Source organism: Cryobacterium sp. MP_3.1, from assembly GCF_035984795.1.
Classification (GTDB): domain Bacteria; phylum Actinomycetota; class Actinomycetes; order Actinomycetales; family Microbacteriaceae; genus Cryobacterium; species Cryobacterium zongtaii.
Genome location: NZ_JAXCHV010000005.1, coordinates 80524 through 95964, shown reverse-complemented (window position 1 = coordinate 95964; position 15441 = coordinate 80524). Strand labels below are relative to the sequence as shown.

Genomic DNA, 15441 nt, shown 5'->3' with positions numbered 1-15441 from the left:
CCTCGGTGGTTCGCTCTCAGCAACACAGGGCGCCGGAACACCCTCCATGGCACTCCACCACACTGGGAATTTCAAGGGTGTCGCTGGAGCAAAACGTGTGTATCGTGTGGGTGTCGAATCCCAAAATCCGCCTGAGGCTGTGCACAAACTCGCGCGTTTTACCGAGCTATGTCGGAGAACCTTGTTTAGGGTGGTCACATGCGAATTCCCGACAACACCGGTGCCCGCAGGGCCGAGCCCCGAACCGACGGTCCGACGACATTGCGTACCTTGCTGACCGACAAGCTGGGCTGGCTGGGCCTCCGCAGCGGCCAGATCCTGCTCGCTCTCGCTCTCGTCGCCGTGGTGATCTTCGTCCTCGTGCAGGTGAAGCTCGTGGTGATCCCGCTGCTGATCGCGATCATCCTGGCATCCGCTCTGAGCCCGGTCATCGGATGGCTGCGCCGCCGGGGGCTGTCGCCGATCCTGGCGACCTGGGTCACCCTGCTGACCGCCATCGTCGTGTTCGGCGGAATCGTGACCCTGATCGTCGTCGCCGTCGAGAACCAGTGGAGCGAGCTGGTGACGAGCGCCTCTGACGGCATCGACCAGCTGTTCACCTACCTCACCGAGGGGCCGTTGGCCCTCGACTCCGCCCAGCTCGAGGACATCCGCGATCAGGGCATCGACTTCCTCACCAGCAGCCAGTTCGGCTCCGGTGCTCTCGCCGGGGTGTCCGTGGCGACCGAGATCATCACCGGCGCCGTGCTCGTCGTCGTGATCCTGTTCTTCTTCCTCAAGGACGGCGACGTCATCTGGAAGTTCTTCCTGCGCCCGTTCCACGGCGAGCGCCTGCAGCGCGGCCGCCGCATCGGCACCACCTCGGTGCGGGTGCTCGGCGGGTATGTGCGCGGCACGGCGATCATCGCCTTCGTCGATGCCGCCGCGATCGGCATCGGCCTCGCCGTGCTCGGGGTGCCGTTGGCGCTGCCGCTGGCGGTCATCGTGTTCCTCACGGCGTTCATCCCGCTGATCGGTGCGACAGTGGCCGGGATCCTGGCCGCCCTCGTGGCGCTCGTCGCCACCGACTGGGTGATTGCGCTGATCGTGGTGGGCATCGTGATCGTCGTCAACCAGCTCGAGGGCAACTTCCTGCAGCCCGTGGTGATGGCACAGTCGCTCAAGCTGCACCCATTGGTGATCCTCGTCGCCCTGACCGCCGGCACCATCGTGGCCGGCATCATCGGTGCCGTGCTCGCCGTGCCCATCGCCGCCGTCGGCTGGGCCATCATCAAGACCTGGAACGAGCCGCCGGCGCTCACCGGGCAGGCCAAGCTGGCCTAGCCGCTCGCCCGGGCCTTCTGGCCGCGAGCACGATGGTGCGCCGCGCGCCGCCACCTCATTCCTGGTGTTTGGGCGACCCTGCCTTGAGCGCGGACTCCTCCACATCGATGAAGGCCAACGCCGAGCGGATGGCCGGCTCCTGGTAGCGGCCGTCCGCCCGGGCGGCCAGCACGGCCTCCCGCTCGGCCTCGATCATGGCCCGCCGCAGCCGGTTGTACGCGGCCGGCAGCGGCTCCGCCTCATCCGGAGCCGGGTTGTCGAGCGCATCCGTGAGGAACACGGCGTTGGTGCGCAACCGGCCGATCACCCGGTCCTCGTCGGCGTCGGTCACCTCGGTGTCGAGCCGGGCCAGGCCGGCGGTCTGCGCCTCGGCCAGAAGCATCTGCGCCTCGATCCGCTCCTGGGTCCGGTCCGGCGGCGGCAGACGCAACCGGCGGATGATCCACGGCAGCGCCAGCCCCTGCACGAGGGTGCCGACCACCACCACGAAGGCCAGCAGCTGCAGAAGTTCGCGCTGGGGTGTCTCCGGCGGGAGTAGGAAGACCGCCGCAAGGGTGACCACCCCGCGCATCCCCGCGAACGACACGGCCACGCCGGTGCGCCAGCTCCAGCCGCGCTCCCGCAACCGCCGCGGTCCGTACCGATAGATCGACGTGGTGATGGCCATCCACACGAAACGCGACACGAGCAGGGCGGCGAGGATCACCAGAGCGATCCACACCGTGGTCCAGAACCCCGTGCCGGTGAGCCGCACCCCCTCAAGAATCGTCGCCAGGTTGAGGCCGATGAACAGGAACACGGCGTTCTCCAGCAAGAACTGGATGGTGCGCCAGTTGATCGACTCGGCGATGCGGGCCTCCGCCGACTGGATCACCGGCGCGCGGTAGCCCAGGAACAGGCCGGCGATCACCACCGCCAGCACCCCGGAACCGTGCACCAGCTCGCCGAGGATGAACGCCAGGTACGGCGTCACCAGCGACAGGCTGGTGTCCAGCACCGGCGCGTGCAACTGCCGACGGATCACGGCCAGCACGTACCCGACGGCGAGCCCGACGCCCACACCGCCGACGACGGCGACGACGAAGTCGCCGGTCACCGAGAGCGGGCTTACCGTGCTCAGGATGGCCGCGATCGCCGCGTTGAGGGCCACCAGCGCGGTCGCGTCGTTGAGCAGGCTCTCACCCTCGAGCACCGTGACCACCCGCCGGGGCAGGCCCAGCCGCCCGGCGATGGCCGTGATCGCCACGGCATCCGTCGGTGCCACGACAGCGCCGAACGCGAACGCGGCAGCGAGCGAAATCGCCGGCACCACCAGCCACGCGGTCAGCCCCACCGTCACGACGGTGAAGGCCACCAGACCCACCGACAGCAGCAGGATGCCGTCCCGCCGGGCCCGCACGTCCACGATCGACGTGCGGATCGCCGCCGCGAACAGCAGCGGGGGCAGCAGCCCGTAAAGCACGAGCTCCGGCTCGAGCTCGATGCGCGGCACCGACGGCAGGAACGACGCGGCCGCGCCGACGACCACCAGGACGAACGGCGCCGACCAGCCGATGCGCCGGGAGAAGCCGGTCACCGTGACGGTGACCAGGACGAACACGACGATCCAGACAATGGTGCTGACGGGGTCCATAGCGACAATTATGCGCGAGCGCCGCGCCGTCGCGGGAGGGCCGTGCGGCGAGGGGGTGCCGCAGCATCCAGTCAGGTCCGCCATTGCCCGTTGCTGTGTTGACGCCTACGATCCCCAGCAACACGCGAGGAAGCGAGGCGCACATGGCCGTGAGCACTCTCAAGGAGATCGTCGATCGTGCGTTCGCCGAGAAATACGGCGTTCCCGCGATCAACGTGGTGAACGACCTGACGATGGAGGCGGTGCTGGCCGGGGCCGTCGAAGCCCGCTCGCCGGTGATCGTGCAGACGTCGGTGAAGACCGTCAAAGCCATCGGCTCCGAAGTTCTCTTCGCCATGTGGTCGTCGATGACCGCCGGCATCGAGGTGCCGGTGGCGCTGCACCTGGACCACTGCCCGGACCGGGAGGTGATCACCGAATGCCTCATTCAAGGCTGGAACTCGGTGTTGTTCGACGCCTCCACCCTGCCGGTGGAGGAGAACCAACGCCAGACCATTGAGGTGGTGCGGCAGGCCCGCAGGTTCGGCGCCCACGTGGAGGGCGAGATCGAGTCGATCACAGGCGTCGAAGACGGTGTCGGCAGCGACACCGAAGCGGCCAGGCAGAGCCTCGCGGTGTCGCTGAGGTTCCTCGAGGCCACCGGCGTGGACGTGTTCGCACCGGCGATCGGCAACGCGCACGGGGTGTACAAGCGGGAACCGGTGCTCGACTTCCAGCGGGTGAGCGACCTCGTCGCCGCCCACCCGATCCCGATCGCCCTGCACGGCGGCAGCGGCATGACCGACGCCCAATTCACCGACCTGATCGCGCGGGGCTGCGCCAAGGTGAACATCTCCACGGCGCTGAAGATCACCTACATGAAATCCAACCTCTCCTTCCTCACGGATGCCCAGGCCCGCGACAAGTGGGACCCACCGTCGCTGTTCGCGAAGGTGCGCACCGACATCGTCAACCTCACCCGGGGACTGGCCGAACAGTTCGGCAGCGCGGGGAAGGCCTGAGATGCCGGCACTGATCTTCGACTGCGACGGAGTGCTTGCCGACACCGAACGGGACGGCCACCTGCCGGCGTTCAACCAGACCTTCGACGAGTTCGGGGTGCCCGTGCACTGGAGTGACGCCGACTACGCCGAGAAGGTGAGGATCGGCGGGGGCAAGGAGCGGATGCGGAGCATCCTCACCCCGGACGTCGCCCGCGAGTTGGGCCTGCCCGAGGACCCGGCGGCCTGGGACGAGACCATCCTGGCCTGGCACCACCGCAAGACGGCGATCTACACCGAACGCGTGGCCGCGGGGGTGCTGCCGGCCCGGCCCGGCATCCGTCGCCTGACCGAGGAAGCCGCCGCGGTCGGCTGGACCCTCGCCGTGGCCTCGACCTCGGCCGAGGCGTCGGTGCGGGCGGTGCTCACCCACGCGGTGGGGCCCGACCTCGCCGCGGGGTTCCACGTCTTCGCGGGCGACATCGTGCCGGCGAAGAAGCCCGCCCCCGATATCTATCTGTACGCGCTTCGCGAGCTGGGCGTCGACCGGAGCGAAACGCTGGTGATCGAGGACAGCGAGAACGGGCTGCGGGCCGCGCTCGCCGCCGGGCTTGCGACCGTGGTGACCGTGAGTAGCTACACGGCCGACGAGGACTTCGACGGCGCCGCCCTCGTGGTCTCGTCCCTCGGCGACCCCGCCGGGCCCACCGCCGAGATCCTGGCCGACCCGGCCGGCATCCACCCCGGCCCGTATCTGCGGCTGGCGGACCTCGTCACGATCCTCACCCTGCCCGGCACCTCCAGAACAGGAAGCGAGACCCCATGACCAGCCTGGCCGACACCGAATTCGTCGTGCACAGCATCGCCCAGACAGCGGTCGACAACGAGAAGGAGTTCGGTGACCTCGACGCCGTCGTCGGCGACGGTGACTTCGGCTACTCGCTCGCCAGAGGCTTCGAAATCGTCCTCGCCGACTGGGACGAGTACGACCGCAGCAGCCCGAGCGCGTTCCTGCAGAAGGTGGGCATGGTCATCTCCGGGCGGATCGGCGGGACCTCCGGGCCGCTCTGGGGCACCGCATTCCTGCGGGCGTCCCTCGCGGTCAAGGGCAGGGACGAGGTGCGCGGCGGCGACGCCGTTGCGATGCTGCGCAGCGCAATCGCCGGCATCAAGTCGCGCGGTAATTCCGACGTGGGCGACAAGACCCTGCTCGACGCCCTCGTGCCGATGACGGATGCCCTCGAGGAGGAGGTCACAGCCGGCACCGACGCGCCCGCCACCCTGCACCGCATGGCCGCGGTCGCCCGGCAAGCCTCCGACCAGACCGCCATGATGCAGGCCCGTCGGGGCCGGGCCAGCTACACGGGGGAGCGGAGCATCGGCTCGCCGGACCCCGGCGCGGTGGCGGTGGCCGTGATCCTCGAGCGGCTGAGCGCCGAGTGGGATGCCCGGGTGGGTTCATCCGCCGGCGCCCCGAACGACGCGGAACGGCCATCCCGTCACACCGACTGAGCGTCGCATCGCACTCGCACACCCACCCGCAAGGCACACGCACCGACCGACCACACGACCGACCGAGCACCGCCCAGAGAGGGAGCCATGAAGAAATTCGTCAATGATCCGAAGCAGTACGTTCCGGAGATGCTCAAGGGCATCGCGCTGGCCAACCCCGACACCCTGAAGTATGTGCCCGCGTACAACCTGATCATGCGAGCCGACAGCCCGAACCCCGACAGGGTGTCGATCATTCAGGGCTCGGGCTCCGGGCACGAATCGGCGCACGTGATGACGGTCGGCAAGGGCATGCTCGACGCGGCCTGCCCCGGCGACGTGTTCTCGGCGCCGCCGATGGACTACGTCTACGAGACCACCAAGCTGCTGGCCTCGCCCAAGGGTGTGCTGTTGCTGGTGAACAACTACACGGGCGACCGGATGGCCTTCGAAATGGCGCAGGAGCTCAGCGCGGCCGACGGTGTCAACGTGAAGACCCTGTTCATCGACGATGACGTCGCTGTGCAGGACTCCACCTACACCGTGGGTCGGCGCGGGGTGGCGGGCAACTTCTTCGTGATGAAGGCCGTCGGCGCCGCCGCCGAGCAGGGCGCGGACCTGGACGAGCTGGTCCGGATCGGGGAGAAGGTCGACAGCGTCACCCGCACCATGGGGATCGCCCTCACCTCCTGCACCCCGCCGGCGAAGGGATCACCGCTGTTCGAGCTCGGCGACGATGAGATCGAGGTCGGCGTGGGCATCCACGGCGAACCCGGCCGGCGGCGGGCCAAGCTCACCACGGCCAACGAGATGACCGACGAGATGCTGGATGCCGTCGTGAAGGACCTGCCCTATGTGTCAGGCGACAGGGTGGCCCTGATGATCAACGGGCTCGGTGGAACCCCGATCAGCGAGCTCTACATCCTGTTCGGGCGGGCGCACGAGCGGCTGACCGAGCTGGGCATCACCGTGGGACGCAGCTACGTGGGTGAATACTGCACCTCCCTCGACATGGCGGGGGCATCACTGACCCTGGTGCGGCTCGACGACGAGATCGAGGCGCTGCTGGCGGCGCCGGCCGAGATCGCGGCGCGAGTGTTCTAGCCCGGCGGGTTCTGCACGAGCGGGCACGGTGCGGCTACTCTGTGGGCATGAGTGAGACTCCCAGGGACTGGTCAGACACGGTTTTCGCTTTTGATTCGGCCGCACGGTGGTTCGTGGCGGTCACCGCAGGCATCGCCGAGCGCGCCGCCGGGGACGACGAGGTCTGGGGGCAGCTGGGCCTGGGCGAGTGGAGTGTGCGCGACCTCGTCGGGCACACCAGCCGGGCCCTGTCCACCATCGAGGCCTACCTCGATCTCGCGGCAGAGGAGGATGCCGTCGGCGTCGCCGCCACGATCGAGGTGACAACGCCGGCGGCCTACTTCGAGCGCGCGCTCGCCGCGGGAACACCCGAGCAGATCGCGCAACGCGGTCGGGAGACCGCCGCCACCCTCGGCGCCCAGCCCGCCGTCGCGGTCGCGGAGCTCGCCGCCAGGGTGCTGGCCCGGGTGGCCACCCTCGACGGCTCCGAGCCGGCGGATACGCCGGCCGGGCGCATCCGCATCGCCGAGTACCTGCCGTCGCGCACCCTGGAACTCACCGTGCACACGAGCGACCTGCTGCAGAGCCAGGGGGTACCCGCCGCCGACCAGACCGTGCCCGAGCCCGCCGCCGCCGCGACCCTGCACGTGCTCGCCGACCTGGCCGCCCACAAGGGCCCGTCCGCACCCCTGTTGCGCGCCGCCACCGGCCGCGCCCCGCTGCCCGCCGGGTTCTCCGCGCTCTGAGCTGCGCCGGTGTCGCGGCCCGTGGTGCTCCCCGCGGCCCGTGTTGTGCGCGGCGGCCCGCGTTAGAACGGGTGCCGGCGGGACGACGACGTGCCGCGGGAGCGTAGACCTGCCGCGAGGGAGGCCAGGCCTCGGCGGCCCGGCTACGCCAGCGCGGCGGCCTCGTGCGCCTGGCGGGCGGCGTCGAGGGCGTCGAGTTTCTCGGCGAGACGATCCAGCACCGCGTCGCGGTCGCCCAGCCACTCGGGCAACCACACCCGCTCCACGGCCGGCCAGCCCATCAGCCTGGAGAGCACCTCGACGGGCAGGCCGTCCCGGTCCGAGACCGTGCGGCGGGCGGCCCAGGTAGGGCCGTCGAGCAGCACGGCCATCACCGGATGCCCGGGCGCCCCGGTCGTGGCCACGCTGAGGTCCACCCGGAAGTCGGACAGCCCCACGTCCGCCTGCACCGCGAAGCCGCGCTCGCGCAGGGCCTCGGCGATCTCCTCCCGGTGCCGGTCCAGCGCCCCGGACTGGCGTAGCGGGGTGGCGAGCCCGTCGGAGCCGCCGGCGGCCAGGTCCAGGTAGGCCCGCAGGTCTTTCACCCCGGCCGAGATGGTCTCCTCGGCGCGCAGGTCGGCGGGCGCGAAGCTGCTGAACACGATCACCTGGCGCCGGGCCCGGGTGATCGCCACGTTCAGGCGCCGTTCGCCGCCGGGCAGGTTGAGCGGACCGAAGTTCAGCGGCAGCCGGCCCGAGGCATCCGCGCTGAACGCCGTGGAGAACAGGATGGTGTCGCGCTCGTCACCCTGCACGTTCTCCAGGTTCTTGACGAACAGGCCATCGGTGTCGGTGTCCAGGGCGTGCACGATGCGCTCATCGCCGCTGTCGCGGAGGCTGCCCTCGATGAGGGCCCGCTGCTGCACGTTGAAGGTGATCACGCCGATGGACGGGGTCTCGTCGGGCTCGGCGGCGAACCGGGCCAGGATCTCGGTCACGATGGCCTGGGCCTCGACCGGGTTGGTGCGCAGCGACTTGCCCTTGCCGCTGCGGAGGAACTGACCGTCGACCCGGCGGAGGCTCACACCGTAGCCCGCGGAGCCGGAGCCGGAGCCGGAGCCGGAGCCGGTATCCGTGCCCGCACCGTGGTGCGGAGCCGGGAACGAGGACAACCGGTCACGGTAGTACGCGCGGTTGCTGAAGGCGATCAGCGATTCATCCTGGCTGCGATAGTGCCAGGACAGCCACTTGCTGGGCACCTGCGCCTGCACGCACTCCGACAGGATCGACTCCTCGTCGCGCACGAACTCGAGGGTGTCGCCGTCCTCCTCGCCGGAGCCGATGGTCGACTCCGCGAACGAGGTGGGCGGCATCTGCTTGCTGTCACCGACGACGACCACCGACCGGGCCCTCCCCATGGCGCCGACGGCGTCGGACACCCGCACCTGGGAGGCCTCGTCGAAGACCACGATGTCGAACAGGCCGGCCTGGGCGGGGAAGAACCTGGCCACCGACTCCGGGCTCATCAGCATGCACGGCAGGATGTCGGTGATCAGGTCGCCGAACTCGTGCATGAGCTCACGCACCCCCATGCCGCCGCGCTGCCGGTCCAGCTGCCGTTTGAGCAGGCCGAGCCGGGCCGCCGTCTCGGTGCCCGGGTTCCCGGAGTCGCCGGCGGCGTCCGGGGTCGCGCCGATGGTGCGCCGCCGCAAGACGCTGTACGGGATGAAGGTGGGCAGGTGCCGGCGCACCGCACCGGATGACGTGGTGAAGCGGGTGATCGAACGGTTCTGGGCGGCGGCGTCGAACTGGTCCAGGGTGGTGGCCGAGCCGCGTTCGGCGACGGATGCCGCGGCGAGCCCCTTCTCGAACGCCAGACCGGCGTCGTCGGCGTCGACCTCGCCGCGGAGCACGGCGGTGTGCGCGGCCGTGAGCCCGAGCCGGGTCAGCGGTTCGAGGTGCTCGAGCAGGGCGATCCACCGGGTGAGGGTCGGCAGTCCCGGTGCCTGGGCGTCCCGTTCCTCGCGGCCGCGGGACCAGACGGCGACGAGGCCGCCGTCCGCGGCCCAGCCGGCCATGGCGGCCGGGCCGGCGCCGGTGGCCGTCATCACGGCCTGCAGGGCGAGAAGCGCACGGTTCAGTGCGGTGGCGAGTGCGGCATCCGGTTCGGTGCTGGCGTCGAGATAACCACGCAGGGCGGCCACGAAGTCAACGCTGAGGTCGCGGTGCTCGGATGCGACGACACCACCGGCCCAGCGCAGCCAGGCCAGGCGGGCGGCGAGCTCGTCGCGGCCGGTACGGCCGGTCGGCGAAGTCTGCCCGGTCTGGCCGGTCTGTGCCGGAGCAACCGGCGCGGAGCCGACCAGGGGGTTCCACTCCTCCGCGATGCTCACGCCATCCACGGCCCGCACCAGGCCGCGCAGGGCGTGCAGCCGGGCCTGGCTGTCGGCGAGCTGGCCGGTGACGGTGGTGAGGGAGCCGAGGGGCAGCTTCGCCCCAGGCCGCACCTCCGCGGCCAGCCGCGCGAGCACGGCCTTCCGTCGGCCGCGACGGCCGAAGAAGCTCGAGGCATCCGCCGCCTGCGCGTCCCGGTGCAGGGCCGCGGCGTCCAGCCGTAGGGCGCCGGGTTCGAGCACGGTCAGCGCCGGGTGTTCGGCCTGCACAAAGGTGTCGGTGGCCTGTTCGGCGGCGGCCGCGGCCGTGGCCCAATCCGGGGAGCGGGTGCCGTCCAGGGTGGCCAACGGCACCCGGTCGGCGGTGGCGAGACTGCTCAACGTGACGAATTCGGTAGGGCTCGCCGCGGCGGCCACGACGCTCGCCGCGGCGCCGGAGCCGGCAGTCTCGTCGGCGCGGGGGAGTGCGGCCAGGGCTTCGTCGAGCTCCAGGGCGGCGCGGGCGACGGTCGCCAGGTCGAGGGGGCCGGCGGGCGGCGTGGTGATGAACGCCCACGGATGCTGCGGCCGCGGCCGGGCCGGATCGGTCACGTCGGGCAGATCCCGCAGCATCCGCCGCAGCTCGTCGAGCTCGTCGGCCGTGATGCGCGCGGGCAGGTCGGCCGGTACGGGCAGGGCCCGCACGTCGTCGTCGGCGGTGAGCTGTGCGGTGCGGGCGGAGTAGAACGACAGGCCGGCGCCGTTCTGTTCGTGCAGCCGGTCGGTGTACCTGGCCAGGCTGCGCCGGGCGGTGCCGAGCACGTCGAGGTCGTTCTTCAGCCCCTGGCCGTCCACCGTCACCTCGTGTTCGAGAGCCTGCCGGATTTGGGCTCGCACCGCGGCGGGCTTGCTGGCCTTGTCGTGCAGGTCGAGCGCGAACGGGCCCATGCCCACCTCGTTCAGCCGGGCCTGCACCACCTGCAGGGCCGTGCGTTTTTCCGCGACGAACAGCACCTTCTTTCCCTCATAGACCGCGCGGGTGAGGAGGTTGGTGATGGTCTGCGACTTGCCGGTGCCGGGCGGGCCCTCGAGCACGAAGGTGCGCTCGGCGATGGCCTCGGCCACGGCGGCCAGCTGCGACGAGTCGCCGGGCACCGGGCACTCGGCGCCGAGAGCATCGAGGTCGGCGGGCGCCGGCAGGGCCACCGGGTCGACGAACGGCTGGGTGGGGGTGTGCACGAGGTGGCTCACCAGGGAGTTCTCGGCCAGGGTCTGCCAGTTCTCGTCGAGGTCCTTCCAGAGCCGGAACTTGGCGAACTGCAGGATCGAGAGGTCGAGGGTCTCCTCGACCCGGTAGGGCAGACCGGCTGCCAGCAGCGCCTCGCGGGTGGCGCGGAACGCGGCGGCCAAGTCGATTCCGGCCGTGTCGGCGGCCGGGGTCGCCAGACCGTCGATCGTGAGGCCGTGCAGCTGCCGAAGCTTCTCGAGCAGGCAGTAGTTGGGCGTGGACGCCCCGGCCTCGTCGAGCCGGACCCGGTAGTCGCCGCCGCGGCCGGCCGGTTCGAGCACCACCGGAACGAGCACCAGGGGGCTGCGGAGCTCTCGGTCGTTCGCGGTCCACACCAGCGAGCCGAAGGCCAGGTAGAGATTGTTGGCACCGGTCTCCTGCACCACGGTGCGGGCCTTGTAAGCCAGCGCCCGCAGCTTGGTGGCGTAGGCGGCGTCGGTGACGTCGGCATACACGGCCTTCTTGTCGGCGAGCAGGGCCGCGAGCTGGTCGGCGGGCAGATCCCGGCCGAACCGGATGCCGCGCTCCCGGTCGGTCGTCGTCATCCGGTCGGCGGGCAGCAGGGTCAGCCCGGCACCATCGGTGACGAGGTCTTCGACGCCGGCCAGGTGCTGGTCGGGCACCGTCAGGGCCAGGGCGCCGCGTTCGGTGAAGTTGATCAGCCGGTTGCGCAGGCTCAGGTCGAGTAGGGCCTTCTTCCACTGTGAGATGCGGGGCGGGGTGATGCGGGGCGGCGTGCTCGAGGAGTGGCCGGACGGGGCGCCTGCGGTGGCCGCGTCGGCCGCATCGTTCGCGGCCGCATCCGTTTCGTTGACGGCGACGGGCCCGCCGGGCGAGACCCCTGCCGGCCGGTATTCGGTGACGACCACGGTGCCGTCGCCGCTCACGGTGCGCGCCGGCAGCGGCAGGATGTGGGTGCGCCGCGCCTGCACCACATCGACCACGCCGATCACGGTGCTCAGGTCCGCGAGCCAATCCAGATAGGGGGACCGCTGGGCCTGGGCGAAGGTGACCGGAGTGCCGGTGTCCCGGTCGGTGACCTGGGTGGTCTCCACGAGCCGGATCAGGTCGAGGTCGATGAGGTTGATCACCTCGGCCACGTCGGTGAGCGCGGGCGCTCCCAGGGTCTCCTCTTCACGCCAGTAGCCGAGGAAGGCGTGCCCGGCCACCACCCAGAGCAGCGGATGCAACCCGGCCTGCTCGAGGGCGGCGGCCATCACCACGACGGTGTCGAGGCAGGTGCCGACGCCACCCGACGTGCCCTCGCCCGTCGTGGTGCCCAGCACCTCGCCGGGCGTGCGCACCTTCTGGCCGTCGTCGGACCAGCTGGCCGGCGGGGTGGCGTAGCGGATGCTGCGGGCCCGCATGGCCACGAACACCGCCTCGACCATCTGGTCGACCCTGTCGGGGCCCGACTGGTAGCCGGGCATGGCCGCCGACCCGGTGCGGGCCTCGAGCGCGGCAGCGGCCTCGGCGAGCAGGGTGGTGATCTCGGGGTGGTTGGGCAGCACGTGCGCCGAGAGCATTTCCAGCGCCAGGTCCACCGGCTGGGCGATCCACTGCTGGGCGGCGAGCAGCTGGATGGGCTCGCCCGCCTCGGCCACGACGACGCCGTCGATGAGCAGGCTGGCCCGGATCTCGGCCGGGCGCTGTTCCTCGATGAGCAGCATCGCGGCGGGATCGACGGTCAGGGAGACATCCGTGAAGGTCGCGGTGCGCTCGGCGGCGAGGTCCACAAGCAGATCACGGGCCGTGCCGAGGGTGTCGCCGGCGCTGAGTACCTCGAGCCGCAACACGGCCTCCCGTACGGCGGGCCCGCGGTTGTCGACGCCCACCCGGCCGACCACGTTGATGCGATTGTGCGCCAGGGCATAGCTGAGCACCGGCGTCGCGGTGAGGGACAGGGTGATGTCGCCGTTCGTGGCCGGGCGGCCCGTGTCCAGGGCGGTCGAGTCCGGTGCAGTCGAGTCTGGTGCAGCTGAGTCCAGGGTGGTCGAGTCCGGGCCGGTCGATTCCATGGGTGCTCCTCGTGTCGTACGGGTTGGTGCTGGTGTTACTCGGCCCCCGTGCGGGGGACCATTCAATCATCGGCGAGTGGGAGCCCGACGTGGTGCACCCCGTGCCCGAACGAACCGGTGTGTCCGGCGTCACGCCTGCGCTCCCGCCGGAGAGGGGAACCCCGATCCGAACGGGGTGGCCGAACTCTGCTAAGCTCTTGAGGTTGCCGTTCAACGGCCGCGGATAAAGAGAGCTCAGGCATTCTGCCCCGAGCACCGCGCAGTGAGAGAAAGGGGATCCCATCTATGGCACTCGAAGCTAATGCTAAGAAGGCGATCATCGAAAAGTACGCTACCCACCCGGGCGACACGGGTTCCCCCGAAGTCCAGATTGCAATGCTCACGCAGCGCATTCTCGACCTCACGGAGCACCTCAAAGAGCACAAGCACGACCACCACTCGCGTCGTGGCCTGCTCCTCCTGGTTGGTCAGCGTCGCCGTCTGCTCGGCTACCTGTCCGACGTGGACATCAGCCGCTACCGCTCGCTCATCGAGCGTCTCGGCCTGCGCCGCTAGGTAGTAGCCGAATGGTTCGCTGATAACGCGATCTTCTTCGAAACGGGCCGTCACCCTTGAGGTGGCGGCCCGTTTTGTGTACCCGGATGCCGTCAGGCCGCCGCTGTCAGGCCGGCTCGGCCGCCGAGTCCAGTGCCCGGGTGTAATAACCCCACGGGAACGTCGTCTCGCCCACCAGACGCCAGCCCTCGGCCTCGAGGTGTCGTCTAGCCGCGTTTCCCGGTGTCCACAGCAGCCGGCGGTGCTCCCACTGCCGGTCCGAGGCCTCCAGCACGTGGTAGAGCGTGCCGTAATCCACGACGTGCCAGCCGCGGCGGCCCTCGATCGCCAGGATGGCCATCTCGTCGAACGCGGTGACCGGGCTGAGCACCTTGCGGCGCGGATGCCCGGGCTCGCCGTCGTGTGCGGCCGCGGCCGGGCCGGCGGAGCCTGTGTGGCTCGCCGCGGAGAATCGCTGCTGGGCGGCCTGCCGGCTGACCCCGAGCACCCGGCCCAGGGCGTCCCAGCTGTGCCCGGCGGCCCGCGCACCGTTGATCGAGTCCCGCAGCAATCGGCTGGTTTCCTCCGCGGCGGTGCGGCTGGCACCGACCAGACGGAGGTACGCATCCGGGTCGCTCTCGAGGTTGGCGCGGAGCCCGGTCGGGGTGCCGAGCACCGCTTCGGCGACGGCGTCGCGCACCGCCGCGGCCTCGGCGGCCGTCAGCGACGTCGGTGACTGTTCGGGTGTCGGCGCCGTCATCGCTCGTCCGTCCGCTGGTCATGTCGCTGGGCAGGCCGCTGTTCCGCGCTGTCGGCGTCGGTCGCGGCGCGCAGCGGTTCCAGATTGTCGAGTGCCACGGTGTCGCGCAGCCTGGCCACCCTCTGGCGGCCGATCTCGGTCCACAGGATGACGGTGACCAGCAGGACGCTGAGCATTCCGGTGAGGAAGCCCAAGACGGAGTCGGCCGGGTCGTGGTCGACGAGGATGGCCGCGGTGGAGAGTGCGGCGATCGCCATCACCCCGCCGACCACGGCCGCGGCATACCAGCGCGGGCGGGAAAGGGAACTTTTCGCGTTCATGTGTCAAGGATGCATTGACAGCGAAGTTCTGTCAAGCATTCCTTGACACCCCGGTCTCCCCGTAGCGCCGGACGGGGCAAGCGGTAAGAGTGGAGGGATGAATGACTTCGTCAGCTCACCCGGCGGCGACCCGCGGGGCTTCGACAAGCGGCACCACGGTGCCCCCTCCGGCTTCTTCGAGGCCGAGGCCGCCGGCCTGGCCTGGCTGGCGATACCCGGGGGAGTGCGCACCGCCCAGGTGCTCGACCTCGAGCCCGGGCACATCGTGCTGGAGACCATCGACGAGGTGCCACCCAGCCGGTCGGCCGCGCGAGCGTTCGGCGCCGAGCTGTCGGTGACCCACTCGGCCGGCGCCGCGGCGTTCGGCGCCCCACCCGACAACTGGAGCGGCCCGTTGTTCATCGGTAATCGCAGCCTCCCCAGCGCCTACGAGAGCAACTGGGGAGTGTTCTACGCCCGTTACCGGGTGCTGCCGTACCTGGATATCGCCGTCGACGTGGGCGGGATCACGGCCCGGCAGGCCGAGGCCGTGCACGCGGCCTGCGCGCGCATCGAGGCCGGCGACTTCGACGACGGTGCCCCGCCGGCCCGGATACACGGCGACCTGTGGACCGGCAACGTGCTGTGGTCCGCCGACGGGGTCGTGCTGATCGACCCGGCCGCGCACGGCGGCCACCGCGAAACCGACCTGGCGATGCTCGCCCTGTTCGGCTGCCCGAACCTCGAGGAGATCACCGCCGGCTACGAGTCGGCATCGCGGCTGGTGCCGGGCTGGCGGGCACGTACGCCGCTGCACCAGCTGCATCCGCTGGCCGTGCACGCGGCCGGACACGGCGCGGCGTACGGCCGGGCACTCGAGCAGACCGCCGAGGCCGTGCTCGAGCTACCCGCCACCCGCCCGCCCGCGGAGTGAC

The 15441-nt window shown here is 70.7% G+C and carries 12 protein-coding genes; 8 read left to right on the top strand and 4 right to left on the bottom strand.

Annotation, left to right across the window (positions count from 1 at the left end; genetic code table 11):
* Nucleotides 1–198: 198 nt before the first annotated feature.
* Nucleotides 199–1323 carry an AI-2E family transporter gene (locus tag RCH12_RS05200; protein WP_103431261.1) on the top strand — a complete coding sequence of 375 codons (1125 nt, stop codon included), beginning with the start codon at nucleotides 199–201 and terminating at the stop codon, nucleotides 1321–1323.
* 55 nt (nucleotides 1324–1378) lie between these two features.
* Here RCH12_RS05200 and RCH12_RS05195 read toward each other — a convergent pair whose 3' ends face one another.
* Nucleotides 1379–2956 (bottom strand): Na+/H+ antiporter, encoded by a 1578-nt coding sequence (locus RCH12_RS05195; RefSeq protein ID WP_327016244.1) that lies wholly within the window; start codon nucleotides 2954–2956, stop codon nucleotides 1379–1381.
* 143 nt (nucleotides 2957–3099) lie between these two features.
* Between RCH12_RS05195 and RCH12_RS05190 the strand changes: the two genes are divergently transcribed.
* The 5 genes from RCH12_RS05190 (at nucleotide 3100) to RCH12_RS05170 (ending at nucleotide 7256) form a co-directional block, all read left to right on the top strand.
* Nucleotides 3100–3957, top strand: coding sequence for a class II fructose-bisphosphate aldolase (locus tag RCH12_RS05190; RefSeq protein ID WP_103431262.1), 858 nt, complete (start codon nucleotides 3100–3102; stop codon nucleotides 3955–3957).
* A 1-nt stretch (nucleotide 3958) separates the two neighbouring features.
* The gene (locus RCH12_RS05185; RefSeq protein ID WP_327016243.1) at nucleotides 3959–4762 is read left to right on the top strand and encodes an HAD-IA family hydrolase; all 804 of its coding nucleotides are present in this window, start codon (nucleotides 3959–3961) and stop codon (nucleotides 4760–4762) included.
* Nucleotides 4759–5448 (top strand): dihydroxyacetone kinase subunit DhaL, encoded by a 690-nt coding sequence (dhaL, locus tag RCH12_RS05180; protein WP_103431264.1) that lies wholly within the window; start codon nucleotides 4759–4761, stop codon nucleotides 5446–5448. Before RCH12_RS05185 ends, dhaL begins: the two co-directional genes overlap by 4 nt.
* An 87-nt stretch (nucleotides 5449–5535) precedes the next feature.
* Nucleotides 5536–6531, top strand: a complete 996-nt coding sequence (gene dhaK, locus RCH12_RS05175; protein WP_327016242.1) for a dihydroxyacetone kinase subunit DhaK — start codon at nucleotides 5536–5538, stop codon at nucleotides 6529–6531.
* A 47-nt stretch (nucleotides 6532–6578) separates the two neighbouring features.
* Nucleotides 6579–7256, top strand: coding sequence for a maleylpyruvate isomerase N-terminal domain-containing protein (locus tag RCH12_RS05170; protein WP_327016241.1), 678 nt, complete (start codon nucleotides 6579–6581; stop codon nucleotides 7254–7256).
* Between the two features lie 143 nt (nucleotides 7257–7399).
* On the opposite strand, the gene RCH12_RS05165 is transcribed toward RCH12_RS05170, so the two are convergent.
* Nucleotides 7400–12913: a DUF4011 domain-containing protein gene (locus RCH12_RS05165; protein ID WP_327016240.1), complete on the bottom strand. Its 5514-nt coding sequence runs from the start codon at nucleotides 12911–12913 to the stop codon at nucleotides 7400–7402.
* Nucleotides 12914–13198: 285 nt separating this feature from the next.
* Between RCH12_RS05165 and rpsO the strand changes: the two genes are divergently transcribed.
* Complete coding sequence (gene rpsO, locus RCH12_RS05160) at nucleotides 13199–13468, top strand: 30S ribosomal protein S15 (RefSeq protein WP_088455691.1); 270 nt, start codon at nucleotides 13199–13201, stop codon at nucleotides 13466–13468.
* A gap of 106 nt (nucleotides 13469–13574) precedes the next feature.
* Here rpsO and RCH12_RS05155 read toward each other — a convergent pair whose 3' ends face one another.
* Nucleotides 13575–14207: a hypothetical protein gene (locus RCH12_RS05155; RefSeq protein ID WP_327016239.1), complete on the bottom strand. Its 633-nt coding sequence runs from the start codon at nucleotides 14205–14207 to the stop codon at nucleotides 13575–13577.
* Entirely contained in the window at nucleotides 14204–14527 is a 324-nt protein-coding gene (locus tag RCH12_RS05150; protein ID WP_327016238.1) for a hypothetical protein, read from the bottom strand. Before RCH12_RS05150 ends, RCH12_RS05155 begins: the two co-directional genes overlap by 4 nt.
* Before the next feature lie 97 nt (nucleotides 14528–14624).
* Here RCH12_RS05150 and RCH12_RS05145 point away from each other — a divergent pair, with 97 nt between their 5' ends.
* Complete coding sequence (locus RCH12_RS05145; protein ID WP_327016237.1) at nucleotides 14625–15440, top strand: fructosamine kinase family protein; 816 nt, start codon at nucleotides 14625–14627, stop codon at nucleotides 15438–15440.
* The last annotated feature ends 1 nt before the right edge of the window (nucleotide 15441 follow it).

Bases quoted from the DNA above. Each gene is read 5' to 3' on its own strand.
- RCH12_RS05190 (WP_103431262.1), top strand. From the start codon at position 3,100: ATGGCCGTGAGCACTCTCAAGGAGATCGTCGATCGTGCGTTCGCCGAG.
- RCH12_RS05195 (WP_327016244.1), bottom strand. From the start codon at position 2,956: ATGGACCCCGTCAGCACCATTGTCTGGATCGTCGTGTTCGTCCTGGTC.
- RCH12_RS05145 (WP_327016237.1), top strand. From the start codon at position 14,625: ATGAATGACTTCGTCAGCTCACCCGGCGGCGACCCGCGGGGCTTCGAC.
- RCH12_RS05155 (WP_327016239.1), bottom strand. From the start codon at position 14,207: ATGACGGCGCCGACACCCGAACAGTCACCGACGTCGCTGACGGCCGCC.
- RCH12_RS05170 (WP_327016241.1), top strand. From the start codon at position 6,579: ATGAGTGAGACTCCCAGGGACTGGTCAGACACGGTTTTCGCTTTTGAT.
- RCH12_RS05150 (WP_327016238.1), bottom strand. From the start codon at position 14,527: ATGAACGCGAAAAGTTCCCTTTCCCGCCCGCGCTGGTATGCCGCGGCC.
- rpsO (WP_088455691.1), top strand. From the start codon at position 13,199: ATGGCACTCGAAGCTAATGCTAAGAAGGCGATCATCGAAAAGTACGCT.
- RCH12_RS05200 (WP_103431261.1), top strand. From the start codon at position 199: ATGCGAATTCCCGACAACACCGGTGCCCGCAGGGCCGAGCCCCGAACC.
- dhaK (WP_327016242.1), top strand. From the start codon at position 5,536: ATGAAGAAATTCGTCAATGATCCGAAGCAGTACGTTCCGGAGATGCTC.
- RCH12_RS05185 (WP_327016243.1), top strand. From the start codon at position 3,959: ATGCCGGCACTGATCTTCGACTGCGACGGAGTGCTTGCCGACACCGAA.
- RCH12_RS05165 (WP_327016240.1), bottom strand. From the start codon at position 12,913: ATGGAATCGACCGGCCCGGACTCGACCACCCTGGACTCAGCTGCACCA.
- dhaL (WP_103431264.1), top strand. From the start codon at position 4,759: ATGACCAGCCTGGCCGACACCGAATTCGTCGTGCACAGCATCGCCCAG.